The sequence below is a fragment of the Micromonospora sp. CPCC 205561 genome (assembly GCF_036906775.1).
Classification (GTDB): Bacteria; Actinomycetota; Actinomycetes; order Mycobacteriales; family Micromonosporaceae; genus Micromonospora.
The window spans coordinates 1-15,014 of the sequence record NZ_JBAKHV010000092.1; the positions used below are offsets into that span (position 1 = coordinate 1).

Genomic DNA, 15,014 nt, shown 5'->3' on the forward strand with positions numbered 1-15,014 from the left:
GGGCGGCCAGGGCGGCGCGGCCGCCCGCCGACCGGGCCTGTCGGGCGACGACCGTCCGGGCGCCGGCGGTGCCGGCCGCGCTCCCGCCCGTCGACCGGGCGCCCGGCCCGACGCGGCCCGACACGTCGCGGAGCCCGACCCGGTCGCCGACGCGGGCGAGATAACCATGTACTACCAACCCCAGGTCGCCATCGCGACCGGCGAGGTGGTCGGCGTGGAGGCACTGCTGCGCTGGCGGCACCCGCGCCGGGGCATGGTCGACCCGGAGGAGCTCATCCGGGTCGCCGAGCAGAGCGCCGTGATGCGGCTGCTCACCCGCCGCGTGGTGGACGACGTGGTGGAACAGCTCGCCAGGTGGGCGGCGGCCGGGTTGGCCCTGCCGGCGGCGCTCAACGTCAGCGTGCGGGACCTGCACACCGGCGAGATCGCCGACCAGATCGCCGACCGGCTGGCCCGGTACGGCGTGCCGCCGCAGCGGCTGCAACTGGAGATCACCGAGGGCGCCCTGATGGCCGACCCGCGCCGGGTGCTGGCCACCATCACCCGGCTGCACCGGATCGGGGTCGGCATCTCGCTCGACGACTTCGGCACCGGATACTCCTCACTGCAACACCTGCGCCGGCTGCCGCTGTCGGAGGTGAAGGTGGACCGCTCCTTCGTGCTGGGCATGGCCGAGGACGCCGACGACGCGGCGATCGTCAGGTCGACGATCGAACTGGCGAAGGCGCTCGGGCTGCGGGTGGTCGCCGAGGGCGTCGAGGACGAGCGCACCTGGCGGATGCTCCACGCGGCCGGCTGCGACGCGGCGCAGGGCTGGTTCTACGCCCGGCCGATGCCGGCCGAGGAACTGGTCGGCTGGCTGGCCCGCTACCGGCCGGTGCGTCCGACACCGAGCCCCGACGCGGAGATCCCCCGCCGGCACGCCCGTTGACGCCCGGCCGCCGGCCCGCCGCGCGGGAGGGGGAGTCGGGGACGCGCCGCCGGGACGGAACAATAGACTCGCTCCGGTCACCGCGCGTCACGCACCATCGGCCGCGCGGCCGACACCCGGTCCGACCCGCAGCACCGTCACGAAGGGGGCACCGATGGCTGCCATCTCCCGCGAGGAGGTCGCGCACCTGGCGCGGCTGTCGCGGCTCGCCGTCACGGAGGAGGAGCTGGACACCTTCGCCGGCCAGCTCGACGTGATCCTCCAGGCGGTCGCGCAGGTCGGCGAGGTGGCCGCGGCGGACATCCCGCCGACGTCGCACTCGGTCCCGCTGACCAACGTCCTGCGCGAGGACGTCGTGGTGCCCGGGCTGACCCCGCAGGAGGCGCTGTCGGGCGCGCCCGACGCCGAGGAGCAGCGGTTCCGCGTACCGCGGATCCTGGATGAGGATGTGGCGTCATGACCGACCTGACCAGAATGACCGCGACGGAGATCGCGGGGCTCGTCGCCTCCGGTGAGACCTCCGCCGTCGAGGTCACCCGGGCCCACCTGGACCGGATCGCCGCCGTCGACGACCGGGTGAACGCGTTCCTGCACGTCGACTCCGAGGGCGCGCTCGCCGCCGCCGCCGAGGTCGACGCCCGGCGCGCCGCCGGCGAGGAGCTGGGCCCGCTGGCGGGCGTGCCGATCGCCGTGAAGGACGTGCTGACCACCAAGGGCGTGCCGACCACCGTCGGGTCGAAGATCCTGGAGGGCTGGCGCCCGCCGTACGACTCGACGATCGTGCAGCGGCTGCGCGCGGCCGGCACGGTGATGCTCGGCAAGACCAACATGGACGAGTTCGCGATGGGCTCCTCCACCGAATACTCCGCGTACGGGCCGACGCACAACCCGTGGGACCTCAGCCGCATTCCGGGCGGCTCGGGCGGCGGCAGCTCCGCGGCGCTGGCCGCGTACGAGGCGCCGCTGGCGATCGGCTCCGACACCGGCGGCTCGATCCGCCAGCCCGGCGCCGTCACCGGCACCGTCGGCGCGAAGCCGACCTACGGCGGCACGTCCCGCTACGGTCTGGTGGCGTTCTCGTCCTCACTGGACACCCCCGGCCCCTGCGCCCGTAACGTGCTGGACGCGGCGCTGCTGCACGAGGCGATCGGCGGGCACGACCCGCGCGACTCCACCTCGATCCCGCAGCCGGTGCCGGACGTGGTGGCCGCCGCCAGGCGCGGCGCGACCGGCGACCTGAGCGGCGTGAAGCTCGGCATCGTCACCGAGTTCGCCGCCGAGGGCGTCGAGCCGGGCGTGACGGCGGCGTTCCGCGAGTCGGTCGACACGCTGGCCAAGCTGGGCGCCGAGATCGTCGAGGTGTCCTGCCCGCACTTCACGTACGCGCTGCCGGCGTACTACCTGATCGCCCCGAGCGAGGCCTCCTCCAACCTGGCCCGGTTCGACGGCGTCCGGTTCGGCCTGCGGGTTGGCGACGACGGCAACCGCTCGCTGGAGGAGGTCATGTCGCTGACCCGGGAGGCCGGCTTCGGCGCCGAGGTCAAGCGCCGCATCATGATCGGGACGTACGCGCTCTCGTCGGGCTACTACGACGCCTACTACGGGCAGGCCCAGAAGGTCCGTACGCTCATCACCCGGGACTTCACCGCCGCGTTCGAGCGGGTCGACGCGCTGATCTCGCCGACCACCCCGTTCGTGGCGTTCCCGCTCGGGGCGCGCACCGCCGACCCGTACCAGATGTACCTGGCCGACCTGTTCACCATCCCGACGAACCTGTACGGCGGGCCGGGCATCTCGGTGCCCTGCGGCCTCTCCGAGGGGCTGCCGGTCGGTCTGCAGGTCATGGCCCCGACGATGGCCGACGACCGGATGTACCGCGTCGCCGCCGCGCTGGAGAGCGTCGTCGGCACGTTCACCCCACCGGCACTGTGAGGCAGGAGCTCAGATGACGACGACACTGCCCGCGTACGACGAGGTCGTCGCGCGCTACGAACCGGTGATCGGCCTGGAGACCCACGTCGAGCTGGGCACGAACACCAAGATGTTCTGCGGCTGCCCGACCGACTTCGGCGGCGAGCCGAACACCCGGGTCTGCCCGGTCTGCCTGGGCCTGCCCGGCTCGCTGCCGGTGGCCAACAAGGCCGCCATCGAGGCGACCATCCGGATCGGCCTGGCACTGAACTGCTCGATCGCCGAGTGGTGCCGCTTCGCCCGGAAGAACTACTTCTACCCGGACATGCCGAAGGACTTCCAGATCAGCCAGTACGACGAGCCGCTGTGCTTCGGGGGCTACCTGGACGTCGAGGTGAACGGCGAGCTGGTGCGGATCGGCATCGAGCGGGTGCACCTGGAGGAGGACACCGGCAAGACGCTGCACGTCGGCGGTGCCACCGGGCGCATCCACGGCGCCACCGAGTCGCTGGTCGACTACAACCGGGCCGGCATCCCGCTGGTGGAGATCGTCACCAAGCCGGTCCCCGGCACGGGCGCGCTGGCCCCCGAGGTGGCCCGGGCGTACGTCACCGAGCTGCGCGACGTGATCCGTTCGCTGGGCGTCTCCGACGTGCGGATGGAGGAGGGGTCGCTGCGCTGCGACGTCAACACCTCCCTCAACCTGCCCGGCGAGGAGTGGGGCACCCGGACGGAGACCAAGAACGTCAACTCGCTGCGCTCGGTCGAGCGGGCCGTCCGGTCGGAGATCATCCGGCAGGCCTCCGTGCTCGACGCGGGCGGCCGGATCACCCAGGAGACCCGGCACTTCCACGAGGACACCGGCGACACCACGCCGGGCCGGTCCAAGGAGACCGCGACGGACTACCGGTACTTCCCGGAGCCCGACCTGGTGCCGCTGGCGCCGGACACCGCCTGGGTAGCCGAGCTGAAGGCCGCCCTGCCCGAGCTGCCCCGGCTGCACCGGCGCCGCCTCCAGGAGCAGTGGGGCCTCTCCGACGCGGACATGCAGTCCGTGCTCAACGCGGGCGCGGTCGAGCTGATCGAGGCCACGATCGCCGCCGGCGCCACGCCGGCCGGCGCCCGCAAGTGGTGGCTGGGTGAACTCTCCCGCCGGGCCAACGAGGCCGGCGTGGAGCTGGCCGACGTCGGGGCCACCCCGGCGCAGGTCGCGGAACTCCAGGGCCTGGTCGACGCCGGCAAGCTCAACGACAAGCTGGCCCGCACCGTCCTGGAGGGCGTGCTGGCCGGCGAGGGCTCGCCGACGCAGATCATGACCAACCGGAACCTGGAGGTCGTCTCCGACACGGGCGCGCTCACCGCCGCCGTGGACGAGGCGATCGCCGCCAACCCGGACATCGCCGACAAGATCCGCAGCGGCAAGGTCGCCGCGGCGGGCGCGCTGGTCGGCGCGGTCATGAAGACCACCCGCGGCCAGGCCGACGCCAAGACCGTCCGCGAGTTGATCCTGGAGCGCCTCGGCGCCGCCTGACGTACGAGAAGGGGCATCCTCCTGACGCCTTCCGCGTGGGAAGGTGCCCCTCCTCACCCACCGAGCCGCCGCGTACGCCCGTCGTGCGCGGCGGCTGCGTACCCCCGCGCGACCCGCCCGCCCCCGACCGGCCGTCAACGGTGACGCGCCGGACCCCTGGAGTCGACCGTGAACCGTACCGACCTCGACGTGCTCGACGAGATCCAGCGGCGGGTGCTCTGGCTCGCCACCCGGATCGTGGACGCGGCCAACCACGACCGGGACACCGGCGACGGGGTGAAGGTGGGCGGGCACCAGGCGTCCAGCGCCTCCCTGGTCACCGCGATGACCGCGCTCTGGTTCGCGCACCTGGACGCCGAGGACCGGGTGGCGGTCAAGCCGCACGCCTCGCCGGTCTTCCACGCCATCCAGTACCTGCTGGGCAACCTCGACCGCTCCTACCTGCCGAGGCTGCGCGCCCGGGGCGGACTCCAGTCGTACCCGTCGCGCACCAAGGACCCCGACGAGGTCGACTTCTCCACCGGCTCGGTCGGGCTCGGCGCGGCGGCGCCGCTCTTCGCCGCGGCGACCCGCCGCTACGTCGACGCGCACTTCGGCGCCCGCCCGCACTCCCGGTTCGTCGCGTTGATCGGCGACGCGGAGCTGGACGAGGGGAACATCTGGGAGGCGGTGGCCGACCCGGCCACCACCGGACTGGGCAACGTGATGTGGCTGGTCGACTTCAACCGGCAGTCGCTGGACCGGGTGGTGCCCGGGGTGCGGATCAACCAGTGGCGCGGCCAGTTCGAGGCCGCCGGCTGGCACGTGGTCGAGGTCAAGTACGGCCGCAGGCTCGCCGAGGCGTACGCCCGCCCGGGCGGCGGGGCGCTGCGCGACTGGATCGACGCGATGCCGAACGAGCAGTACCAGTCGCTGTTCGGGCTCACCGGTCCGGCGCTGCGCAAGCGGTTCCTCGACGGCGCGCCCGACGGGATCGAGGCGCTCATCGCCGACATCGGCGACGACGAGCTGGGGCCGCTCGTCACCGACCTGGGTGGGCACGACATGGCGGCGCTGCTCGACGCGTACGCCCAGTGCGACGCGGTCACCGACCGCCCCAGCGTGGTGTTCGCGTACACCGTGAAGGGGTGGGGGCTGCCGATCGCCGGCAATCCGCGCAACCACTCCGCGCTGCTCGGCACCGAGCAGGTGGACGCGCTGCGCACCGCGCACGGGCTGACGCGGGAGACCGAGTGGGACCGCCTGGACCCGGCGTCGCCGGCCGGCATCCGGGCCGGCGAGCGTCGGGAGGCGCTGTCCCGCGCGCCCCGCGAGCGGGCGCTGGGAGTCACCGTCCCGGAGACCACGCGGGTACGCGCGAACAAGCCGATCTCGACGCAGGAGGTCTTCGGCCGGGTACTGGTCGAGCTGGCCCGCAACCCGGAGGTGGGCCGCTACCTGGTCACCACCGCGCCGGACGTGGCCACCTCCACCAACCTGGCCGGGTTCATCAACAAGACCGGCGTCTTCGCCCCGACGGAGCAGCGTTCCTGGAACGAGGACCGGATGCTGCGCTGGACGGAGAGCCCCGCCGGCCAGCACATCGAGCTGGGCATCTCGGAGATGAACCTGTTCCTGCTGCTCGGGCAGCTCGGCCTCGCCTGGGACCTGTCGGCGCAGCCGCTGCTGCCGGTCGGCACGGTCTACGACCCCTTCGTGCTGCGCGGGCTCGACGCGTTCCTGTACGGCACCTACTCGGGCTCCCGGTTCGTGGTCGCCGGCACCCCGTCGGGCGTCACGCTCGCCCCGGAGGGCGGCGCCCACCAGTCGACCATCACCGCCTCGGTGGGCCTGGAGCTGCCCGGGGTGACGTTCCTCGAACCCGCGTACGCGACCACCCTGGACTGGCTGCTCTGCGACGCGCTGGGGCAGATCGCCGGCGGGGCGGCCCCCTCGGCGACGGCGGCTCCCGCCGAGGACGGCGCGTACTACTTCCGCCTCAGCACCCGCCCGATCGACCAGGCGCCGTTCGAGGCGGCCCGGGCCCGGCTGGGCGACGCGGTCCTGCGGCGGCAGGCGGTCGCCGGGGCGTACCGGCTGGTGGACGCCCACGCGGCACACCCGCACCTGGCCGACGCCCCGGTGGTGCAGCTGGCCGCCTCCGGCGCGGTGCTGCCGGAGGTGCTCGCGGCGGCGGCCGAACTGGCCGAGGAGGGCGTCGCCGCGCACGTCGTCGACGTGACCTCGCTGGACCGGCTCTACCGGGCCTGGCAGCGCACCCTGCGCCAGGGCGTCCGTACGGCGACGGTGCCCAGCGTGCCGGGCGCGCTGCGTACGGCGTTCGCCGACCGGGTGCCGGTGGTGACGGTGCACGACGCCGCCTCGCACGCGATGGCCTGGCTCGGCTCGGCGCTCGCCGCACCGGCGGTGCCGCTGGGCGTCGACGAGTTCGGCCAGTCCGGCACCGTCCAGGAGCTGTACGAGCTGCACGACCTGCTGCCGGGAAGCATCGTCAACGCCGCCCTGGCCGCCCTCTCCCTACGCTGAGCGGGTGTCCGCCGCGGTCCGGGCGGTCCGGGCGGTCCGGGGCGGTCCGGGGCGACGTTGGGTCGACGGCCGTGCCGGGCGTGGGCACCGGAGCAGGGGGATGGGACCCTTGCCGCCTCCGAGCTGGCACGGGGTCGCGGGATCGCCGGTCGAGCTGCGGCCTCCGGAGGGTCGCCCGGCGCGGAACCAGCCGCCGGCCACGCGCGTCAGGCGCACCGAGAGTGACCATCGCCCGAGGCTGCGGAGCGTGACGCCGCCTGCGGCTACGCCAGTGCCCTCTCGCTCCCTTTGCTCTGCAGCCACAGACGCGCCACGCTCCCGGCCTGCAACGACGTAGATCGCGCCATCTGGCCATCGTCAGCGCGCCGCTACGCACGGCAACTGTTGCGTCCCTGGCTGCAGAGCAAAGCGGCCGAGGGCGGGACGGGCCGAGCGCGGAGACCGTTACTCTTCGTGATCGTGCGGCGAGCGGGCTGCGGCAGCCGCGCAGGGGCATCCGCGCAGAGGCACCCACCCGGGGAGCGTGGTGCAACGGGAACGGGGTCAGGCCCGATGCGGTCGATCGGGCGGCGTACGTGGGGGATCAGCGGGTCGGGGTGGGGGTCACCGGGGCCGTAACGCCGGCCTTCGGGTCCTCCACCACGTGCCGCTCCAGGTTGACCTGCGCCTGACCGGTGCCCCCCACGGTGATGTCGTCGTACGCCTGGAGCAGCTTGTCCTGGTCGAAGTAGAGGACCGTCATCGACAGGGGCGTGGGTTTCTCGCCCTCCAGCCCACGCAGCCCGGCGCCGCCCGTCGACCCCTGGACCATCAGTTGGGTCGGCATCTGCCCGGGCACCTCCGGCAGCCGGGAGACCTGCCGGTCGTGGGTGTGCCCGGCGAGCACCAGGGGACAGGCGCCCGACAGCGGGCCGGCCGAGGCCGGATCGTGCACCAGCGCGATGTTCACCGGGCGGGGCGAGCTGCGCACCGTTCCGGCCAACTGCTCGCCGACGCCGATCACCTGGTCGGCCACCTGCCGGGTGAGGCCGCTGCCCGCCGGCGAGGTGTTCTTGTCGGGGGTGAACCGGGGATCGCCGATACCCGCGATGGTCAGGCCCGCGACCGTGGTGGTCGTGTTGTTCAGCACGATCGCGTTCGGCTGGCGCGCCACGGCCGCCGCCGTGCGCCCCGAGTCGTGGTTGCCGCGGATGTAGACGTACGGCTTCTTGAGCAGCCCGATCGAGCCGACGTAGGAAGCCTCCGGCTCGCTGCCCCAGTCGGTGATGTCTCCGGTGTCGATCACCACGTCGATCCCGAACTGCTCGACGACGGTGCGGATCAGCTGCCAGCCGGTCGGGTTGAGGTGCATGTCGGAGACGTGCAGCACCCGGGTCGTGCCGGGGGCGGGCTCGTAGACCGGCAGCGAGGACACGGTGGTGTAGAGCTGGCTGACGTTGCCGACGATGCGCTGGAGCTGCTCGGCGTACCGGGTGTAGTCGTTGGCGATCCGACGGGCGTCGCCGACGATGGCGGGGGCGTTGACCAGCAGCCCCTCGTAGCGCGGCTCCTCGATCGCCTGGGGCCGGATGGTCGCCGCGGCGGTGCCGAGGCTGCCGGCGGTGACCACCAGCGCCAGCCCGCCGGCCCAGGCCGCTCTGTGGGCGTCACGGAAGATCAGCAGGGCCAGCAGCAGGGTCACCAGCACCGCCGAGGCGAGGGTCCGCAGGCCGAGCCGCAGCACGCCCTCGCGGACGTCGTCCACGGCCGACTGGCTCGCCCGGTTGATGCTTGCCGGGTCGTCGAGCAGCGCCTCCGTGCGGCTCTGGTCCAGCGCGCCCAGCTCCACGGTGAGATGGGTCGGCCCGTCGTGGCTGTCGAGCAGCAGCGCGCCCAGCGGCGGGATGTCGACGGTGGTGCCGCCGCTCATCGCCGGCGCGACCGCGAGGTCGGCCTGGAACGGGCCGATCTCCGTGTTCACCCTGCCGCCGGCGAGCACCCCGATCACCACCCCGACCAGGGCGACGAGCAGCACCGCCAAGGTCACCCCGGTCGAGCGCAGGGCCCGGGGGCCGGGCCGGTCGCCGTCATCGCGCCGGCGTACCGGTCGCCGGGCACGACCGGTCGCCGGGGCTTCCTCGCCCCGCTCCGCGTGCTGTTCGTTCTCCTGGCCGTCCATGCTGAGATTCTGACCTGCCCACTGAGCGATCTTGGGAAACCCGCTACAGCCGGTGCGTCAGCTCCGGCCGGCACCGCCGCCGGCGAACACCAGGCGGAGCAGCCGGTCGTCCTCGGGTGCCGGGTCGCCCCGCCCGTCGTGGTTGGAGGTGCTCACCCAGATCGAGCCGTCCGGTGCGGCGGCGACCGCCCGCAGCCGCCCGAACCGGCCGGTCAGCAGCTCGCGCGGCTGGCCCAGCACGGTGCCGGTGTCGGTCAGCTCGACCAGCCAGAGCCGCTGGCCGCGCAGGCACGCCGTGACGAGCACCCGGTCCGTGGCGGTCAACCCCGAGCAGGAGGCGTCCGACGTCGGCCACTGGGCGATCGGGTTGACGAAGCGCTTGTCGTCGTCGCGCCCCTCGACCTGCGGCCACCCGTAGTTGCGCCCCTTGACGATCTGGTTGATCTCGTCCCAGGTGTTCTGGCCGAACTCGACGGCGTACATCCGCTTGCCGGGGTCCCAGGCGAGGCCCTGGACGTTGCGGTGGCCCAGCGACCAGACCGGGGAGTTCGGGAAGGGGTTGCCCGGCGCCGGCTTGCCGTCCCTGGTGATCCGCAGGATCTTGCCGCCGAGACGCTTGGCGTCCTGCGCCTGCGGCCGGTCGCCGGCGTCGCCGGTGCTCGCGTAGAGCAGGCCGTCCGGGCCGAAGGCGAGCCCGCCGCCGTTGTGGATGCCCGCCTTGGGGATGCCGGTGAGGATCGGGGCGGGCGTGCCGCCCAGTTCCAGCCGGGCGATCCGGTTGTCCCGCTCGGTGGTGTAGTAGACGAAGACCGACTTGTCGCGCTGGTAGTCGGGCGAGACGGCGATGCCCATCAGCCCGCCCTCGCCGGAGGCCGCCACGTCGGGGACGGTCTGCACCGGGGTGACCTTCAGCCCGTCGGGCCCCGACTCGGGGCCGACCCGCAGGATCCGCCCGCTGTCCCGCTCGGTGACCAGCGCCGCGCCGTCGGGCAGGAACGCGATCGCCCACGGCACCCGCAGGCCCTTCGCCAGCACGGTGGTGACCACCTCCTGGCCGACGCCGCCCGCGCCGGCCGTCACCGACGGGGTCGGGAAGGTGGGCGGCTCACCGGCCGGGTCGGGCTCCGGCTCGCCGAAGCTGCAACCGGCGGCCGCCAGCAGCAGCGTCACGCACGAGGCCGCCAGGGCCGTCCGCGGACGGCGGATGCGAGGGTACGGGGGACGGGCGCTCATCCGGCCCAGGGTAGCCCGCCGGGGCGTCCCACCGGGGCCGACGGACCGGACCGATCCGCGCGGCGTGGTCAGATCGCGCGGACGGCGAGCAGCGCGACGTCGTCCTCCCGGTGGGGCGCGGCGGTGAGCAGCAGGTCGCAGAGCTCGCCCAGCGGCAGCCGCTCCGTACCGACCAGCCGGTCGGCCAGCTCCGTCATCCCCTCGTCGATGGACCGGTCCCGCCGCTCGACGAGGCCGTCGGTGTAGAGCAGCAGGGTCTCGCCGGCTGCCAGGTGGGCGTGTCGGCTGGTGCGGCGTACCGGCCGGTTCAGCCCGAGCAGCGGCTCGGGGATCCCGGCGAGCATCTCCACCGAGCCCCCGGCGCGGACCACGAGCGGCGGGGGGTGGCCCGCGTTGCACCAGGTGATCCGCTGGCCGCCGGCGTCGTCGGCTCGCAGCCGCACCAGGGTCGCGGTGGCCGCGGCGGGGATGCGCAGCCCGCGGATCGTCTCGTCCAGGCGGCTCATCAGCTCGCCGACGGTGTCGGGACGGCCGTACGCGTTGCCCCGGACGAGGTTGCGCAGCTGTCCCATGGTCGCGGCGGCCTCGATGTCGTGCCCGGCCACGTCGCCGATCGCCGCGATCAGCTCGCCCGAGGGCTGGCGAAAGGCGTCGTACCAGTCGCCGCCGACCTCGACCCGGTCCGCCGCCGGCTGGTAGCGGGCGGCCAGCTCCAGGTCGTCGGTGTCGGGCAGCTGCGGCAGCATGCTGTGTTGCAGCACGTGTGCGACGTGCCGCTGCTCGCCGTACATCCGACTGTTGCCGATCGTCTGCCCGGTCCGCCGGCCGATGTCCTCGGCGATCAGCAGGTCGCTGTCGTCGAAGTGCCGACGCCGCGGGCCGTTGATCAGGGTGATGCAGCCGAGCACCCGCCCGGCGTCGATGATCGGCACACTCAGGTGGGACGAGAAGCCCAGGCGGGCGGCGATCTCCGGCATCTCCGACCCGAGGGTGCCCTGCCGCACGTCGGCGGTGGTCGCGTCGCTGCCCAGGACGGGCCGGCCGGTGCGCAGCACCGCCCGCGTGATCGAGTGAGGGCTCAGCCCCGTCCGCATCAGCTCGGCGAAGCGGGCGACGTCCGGGGCGCGGGCCGGGTCGTGGTGCGCGGCGGTCACGTCCCGGGGCGCCCCGTCGGACCCGACCAGGGTCACCAGGGACCAGTCGGCCAGCAGCGGCACCATCGTGTCGCGCAGGTGCCGCAGGGCGGTGGCCACGTCGAGCGTGCCGGCCAGGGTCCCGGCCAGCCCGGCGAGCAGCTCCAGCCGGCCGTTGGCGTCCTCGGCCCGTCGCCGCGCCTGCTCGGCGCCGCCCAGGGCGATCCGCAGCCGCAGCTCCGAGGAACAGGCGGCGGCCAGGTCGGCGAGGGTCCGCAGTTGCTCGGCAGTCCAGTCGCGGGGCTTGTCGTCGATCGCGCAGAGCGACCCGAGGACCCGTCCCTCCAGGTCGGTCAGCGGCATCCCGGCGTACGCCACCACGCCCAGCTCGGGGACGGCGAGGTTGTCCCGGACGGCGGGGTGCAGCCGGGCGTCCGGCAGCACCATCGGGGTCCCGAGATCGACGACGTGCTGGCAGAACGAGTGGCTCAGCGGGGTCTGCCGCCGGGCGGCCCACGGCTGCCCCAGCCCCACCTCACCGGGGAAGAACTGGCGTTCGGCGTCGACCAGGGAGACCAGGGCCACGGGCACGTCGAGCAGGTCCCCGACCAGCCGGGCGAACCGGTTGAACGCCTCGTCGGGGGCGGACGTCAGCCGGGTCTCGGCGAGGGCGCGTAGCCGGTCGGGGTCGCGTAGCGCCGGGGCGGGGTCGGCCCGTTGGGGGGCGTCTTCGCGGGAGCCGTCGGTCATTGACCACCTGTCCGTGAGGGCGGAGGCCGACCGGCGCTCCGGTCCTCCCTTATACCTCGTCCCGACCGGATCCGCCCGGGTCGCCGCAGCGTCACGCTGGTCACGACGCCCGGGCCGGCACGTTCGGGTGTCGGGAGCCGCCCCGCCGGGCCCGGGACCCCGCCGTGGGCCTATCGTCGGCGGGCGTGAAGGTATGGATCCCGCACCGGTCCGGTCCCGCGCTCCTCGGCGAGCTGCCGCCACAGGTCACGGTGGAGGTGGCCGAGGACGTCTCCCGGCTCCCTTCCGGGGTGGCCGACGTCCGGTTCTGGGTGCCGCCCTTCCTGTCCGGCGGGGACGCCACCGCGCTCGTACGTGAGCTGCCCGACCTGGCGGTGGTGCAGCTCCTCTCCGCCGGGGCGGACGCGTGGGCCGGCCGGGTCCCCGAGGGCGTGACCCTCTGCGACGCCAGGGGGGTGCACGACCCGTCGACCGCCGAGTGGGTCGTCACGGCGATCCTGTCCCAGCTGCGCGCCTTCCCCGCCCTCGCCCGTGCCCAGGCCCGGCGCGCCTGGGCGTACGACGACGTGGCCCCGACCGACGAGCTGACCGGCAAGCGGGTGCTGATCGTGGGGGCCGGCTCGATCGGCACGGCGGTACGCGACCGGCTCGCGCCGTTCGAGGTCAGCTTCACCCTGGTGGCCAGGACGGCCCGACCGGAGCAGGGGGTGCACGGCGTCGACGAGCTGCCGCGGCTGCTGCCGGAGGCCGACGTGGTGGTGCTGCTGGTGCCGCTGACCGAGCAGACCCGGGGGCTGGTCGACGAGAAATTCCTCGCCGCGATGCGGGACGGCGCGCTGCTGGTCAACGCCGCCCGGGGGCCGGTGGCCCGCACCGCGGCGCTCGTCGCCGAGCTGCGTACCGGGCGGATCTCGGCGGCGCTGGACGTCACCGATCCCGAGCCGCTGCCCGCCGACCACGAGCTGTGGACGATGCCGAACGTGCTCCTCACCCCGCACGTCGCGGGCTCGGTACGTGGCCTGCTGCCGCGCGCGTACCGACTGGTCGGGGAGCAGGTGCGGCGGTTCGCGGCCGGTGAGCCGCTGATCAACACGGTGGTGGACGGCTACTGAGCCGGCGCGGCGGGCTCAGCCGGCCGCGCCGGGCAGGCTCCGGCCGGTCACCGAGAGCAGTCGGGGGAGGTCGCTGCCCCGTACGGCCGGCAGCGGCACCGCCCGGCCGTCGTCGAGCCGGGCGACCGCCCGACCGCGGGGATCGGCGGCCAGCTCCGTGACCCGTTCCCAGCTGATCCGGCGCTGCCCCAGGAGCGCCCGCAGGCGCAGTTCGCGGGCGTCCGCGTCGGTGCCGGCCCGCCACGCCCAGAGCGCCACGGCGAGCGGGAGGAGCAGCACCGGGAGCAGGTACCAGCGGGCACCGGCCAGGGGCAGAGCACCGAAGAAGGCGATGATCGCGGCGGCCAGGATCGCCTGGTTGTGCCGGAAGTGGACGGTGTCGGAGCTGCTCACCCCCCGATGATCCCACCCACGCCGGCCCCGGTACGCGCCGGGCGGCGCCGGCCGCCCCGGAGGAGTCAGTGACGGGGATCACTGCCGAGCCGGCGTCACCGTTCTCGTGTTCGCTCGTTGGCGGGTGGTGGGCAGCGGACCCGCCAGTGATCCGCGCCCTGCACCGCCGCACCGCCCGTGCCCCCTCACGAAGGCGACCGCCGTGCCCCTCGCGTACCCGCAACGCGCGTCCGTTCCCCGTCCCGCCGTGCCGGAAGGCCTCGTCCTGGCCGCCGTCACGCTGCTCCTGCTCGCCGGCCTGGCCGGCCGGGTGCCCACCCTGGCCGTGGTGGCGTTGGCCGGCGCCGCCGGTTCGGCGCTGGCCGGCACCCGGCTATCCCGCCTCGCCGCCGGCGTGGCACCGGCCGCCGGCCCGGCGCCCGTCCGGTCCCGGTCGGCCCGCCGGCGGGCCACCTCGCCCGCCCGCGTCGCCGTGCTGCTCGACGCCGCGGTGGTGACGGCGGGGCTGACCGCCGCCGGCCTTCCGCTGGTCGATCCGGCCCAACGGCCGGCCGCCGCCCTGGCCGGGCTGGCCGGCACGACCGCGCTGTTCGCGGCCGGGCTGCCCCGGGCGGAGCCGGGGCCCCGGCCGCCCGCCCGGGTCCGGCTGCGCCGGGCCCTCGACGTGACCGCCGCCGGCCTGGGGCTGGTGCTCGCCGGCTGGCTGCTGCTGCCCCGCGACCGCCTCGACCCGCCCGGCCGGCTGGCCGTGGCGGTGGCGGTGGCCGGGCTCGCGATCGGCGTGCTCACCGCGCTGACCGGGCGACGACGCCGGGCGGGCGTCGCCCGCTGCCGGGCCGGGGCCGCGCTCGCCCTGCTCGGCCTGGTGCTGCTGGTCGCGTTCCCGACGGAGGCCGCGCGGGACCGGCAGGTGCTGCTGGCCGTGCCCCCGCTGGTGGGTGGCGTGCTGCTGACGGCGGCGGGGGCGCGGCGGGTGGCCCGCGCCGAGCCGGACCCGCCCGAGGCGCCGCCCCGGGTGTGGCCGCGGGCCGTCGTCCCGGCCGGCGCGGCCGTGGCGGCCACCGGCTGGCAGCTGCACACCGGCGGGCCGCCGGACGCCACCGCGGTCCTGCTCGCGCTCGCGGTGGCCCCGCCGCTGGTGCTGCGTGACCTGCTCCGGGCGGGCGACCCGGCGGCCCCCGCCGCTCCGGACGCCCCGCCGCCGGCCCGGCACCGCACGGCGGGGCCGGGCAGCACGACGGTCCCGGCGGGTGCGGTGGCCGCGGCGAGCGCGGCAGCCAGCCCGCCGGACCCGGCCGGCTGGGCCGATCCGGAGCGCACGGCGGGCCCGGACGCC

Annotated in this window: 10 protein-coding genes and 1 pseudogene; 7 read left to right on the forward strand and 4 right to left on the reverse strand. The window is 74.9% G+C overall.

The annotated features are described in order from the left end of the window. The 5 genes from V6V16_RS27035 to V6V16_RS27055 form a co-directional block, all read left to right on the forward strand. The coding region (locus V6V16_RS27035) for an EAL domain-containing protein (protein ID WP_334566623.1) at positions 1–931 on the forward strand (931 nt) is incomplete at its 5' end. A gap of 154 nt (positions 932–1,085) precedes the next feature. Beyond that, positions 1,086–1,391: an Asp-tRNA(Asn)/Glu-tRNA(Gln) amidotransferase subunit GatC gene (gatC, locus tag V6V16_RS27040; RefSeq protein ID WP_088970168.1), complete on the forward strand. Its 306-nt coding sequence runs from the start codon at positions 1,086–1,088 to the stop codon at positions 1,389–1,391. After that, complete coding sequence (gene gatA / locus V6V16_RS27045; RefSeq protein ID WP_334566626.1) at positions 1,388–2,863, forward strand: Asp-tRNA(Asn)/Glu-tRNA(Gln) amidotransferase subunit GatA; 1,476 nt, start codon at positions 1,388–1,390, stop codon at positions 2,861–2,863. The genes gatC and gatA overlap by 4 nt, the downstream gene beginning before the upstream one ends. A gap of 13 nt (positions 2,864–2,876) precedes the next feature. Next, a complete protein-coding gene (gene gatB / locus V6V16_RS27050; protein ID WP_334566627.1) occupies positions 2,877–4,373 on the forward strand; it encodes an Asp-tRNA(Asn)/Glu-tRNA(Gln) amidotransferase subunit GatB in 1,497 nt (498 codons plus the stop codon). A 168-nt stretch (positions 4,374–4,541) separates the two neighbouring features. Beyond that, positions 4,542–6,899, forward strand: a complete 2,358-nt coding sequence (locus V6V16_RS27055; protein ID WP_334566628.1) for a transketolase-like TK C-terminal-containing protein — start codon at positions 4,542–4,544, stop codon at positions 6,897–6,899. 583 nt (positions 6,900–7,482) lie between these two features. Here V6V16_RS27055 and V6V16_RS27060 read toward each other — a convergent pair. The 3 genes from V6V16_RS27060 to V6V16_RS27070 form a co-directional block, all read right to left on the reverse strand. Then, a complete protein-coding gene (locus V6V16_RS27060; RefSeq protein WP_334566630.1) occupies positions 7,483–9,057 on the reverse strand; it encodes a metallophosphoesterase in 1,575 nt (524 codons plus the stop codon). A gap of 57 nt (positions 9,058–9,114) precedes the next feature. Beyond that, positions 9,115–10,290: a PQQ-dependent sugar dehydrogenase gene (locus V6V16_RS27065; RefSeq protein ID WP_334566631.1), complete on the reverse strand. Its 1,176-nt coding sequence runs from the start codon at positions 10,288–10,290 to the stop codon at positions 9,115–9,117. Positions 10,291–10,358: 68 nt separating this feature from the next. Further along, complete coding sequence (locus tag V6V16_RS27070; RefSeq protein ID WP_334566632.1) at positions 10,359–12,173, reverse strand: SpoIIE family protein phosphatase; 1,815 nt, start codon at positions 12,171–12,173, stop codon at positions 10,359–10,361. A 185-nt stretch (positions 12,174–12,358) separates the two neighbouring features. On the opposite strand from V6V16_RS27070, the gene V6V16_RS27075 reads away from it, so the two are divergent. Next, entirely contained in the window at positions 12,359–13,285 is a 927-nt protein-coding gene (locus tag V6V16_RS27075) for a 2-hydroxyacid dehydrogenase (RefSeq protein ID WP_334566635.1), read from the forward strand. 15 nt (positions 13,286–13,300) lie between these two features. Here V6V16_RS27075 and V6V16_RS27080 read toward each other — a convergent pair whose 3' ends face one another. After that, the gene (locus V6V16_RS27080) at positions 13,301–13,678 is read right to left on the reverse strand and encodes a PH domain-containing protein (protein WP_334566637.1); all 378 of its coding nucleotides are present in this window, start codon (positions 13,676–13,678) and stop codon (positions 13,301–13,303) included. Between the two features lie 247 nt (positions 13,679–13,925). On the opposite strand from V6V16_RS27080, the pseudogene V6V16_RS27085 reads away from it, so the two are divergent. Continuing rightward, positions 13,926–15,014, forward strand: a pseudogene (locus tag V6V16_RS27085) (GGDEF domain-containing protein); the annotation flags it as partial.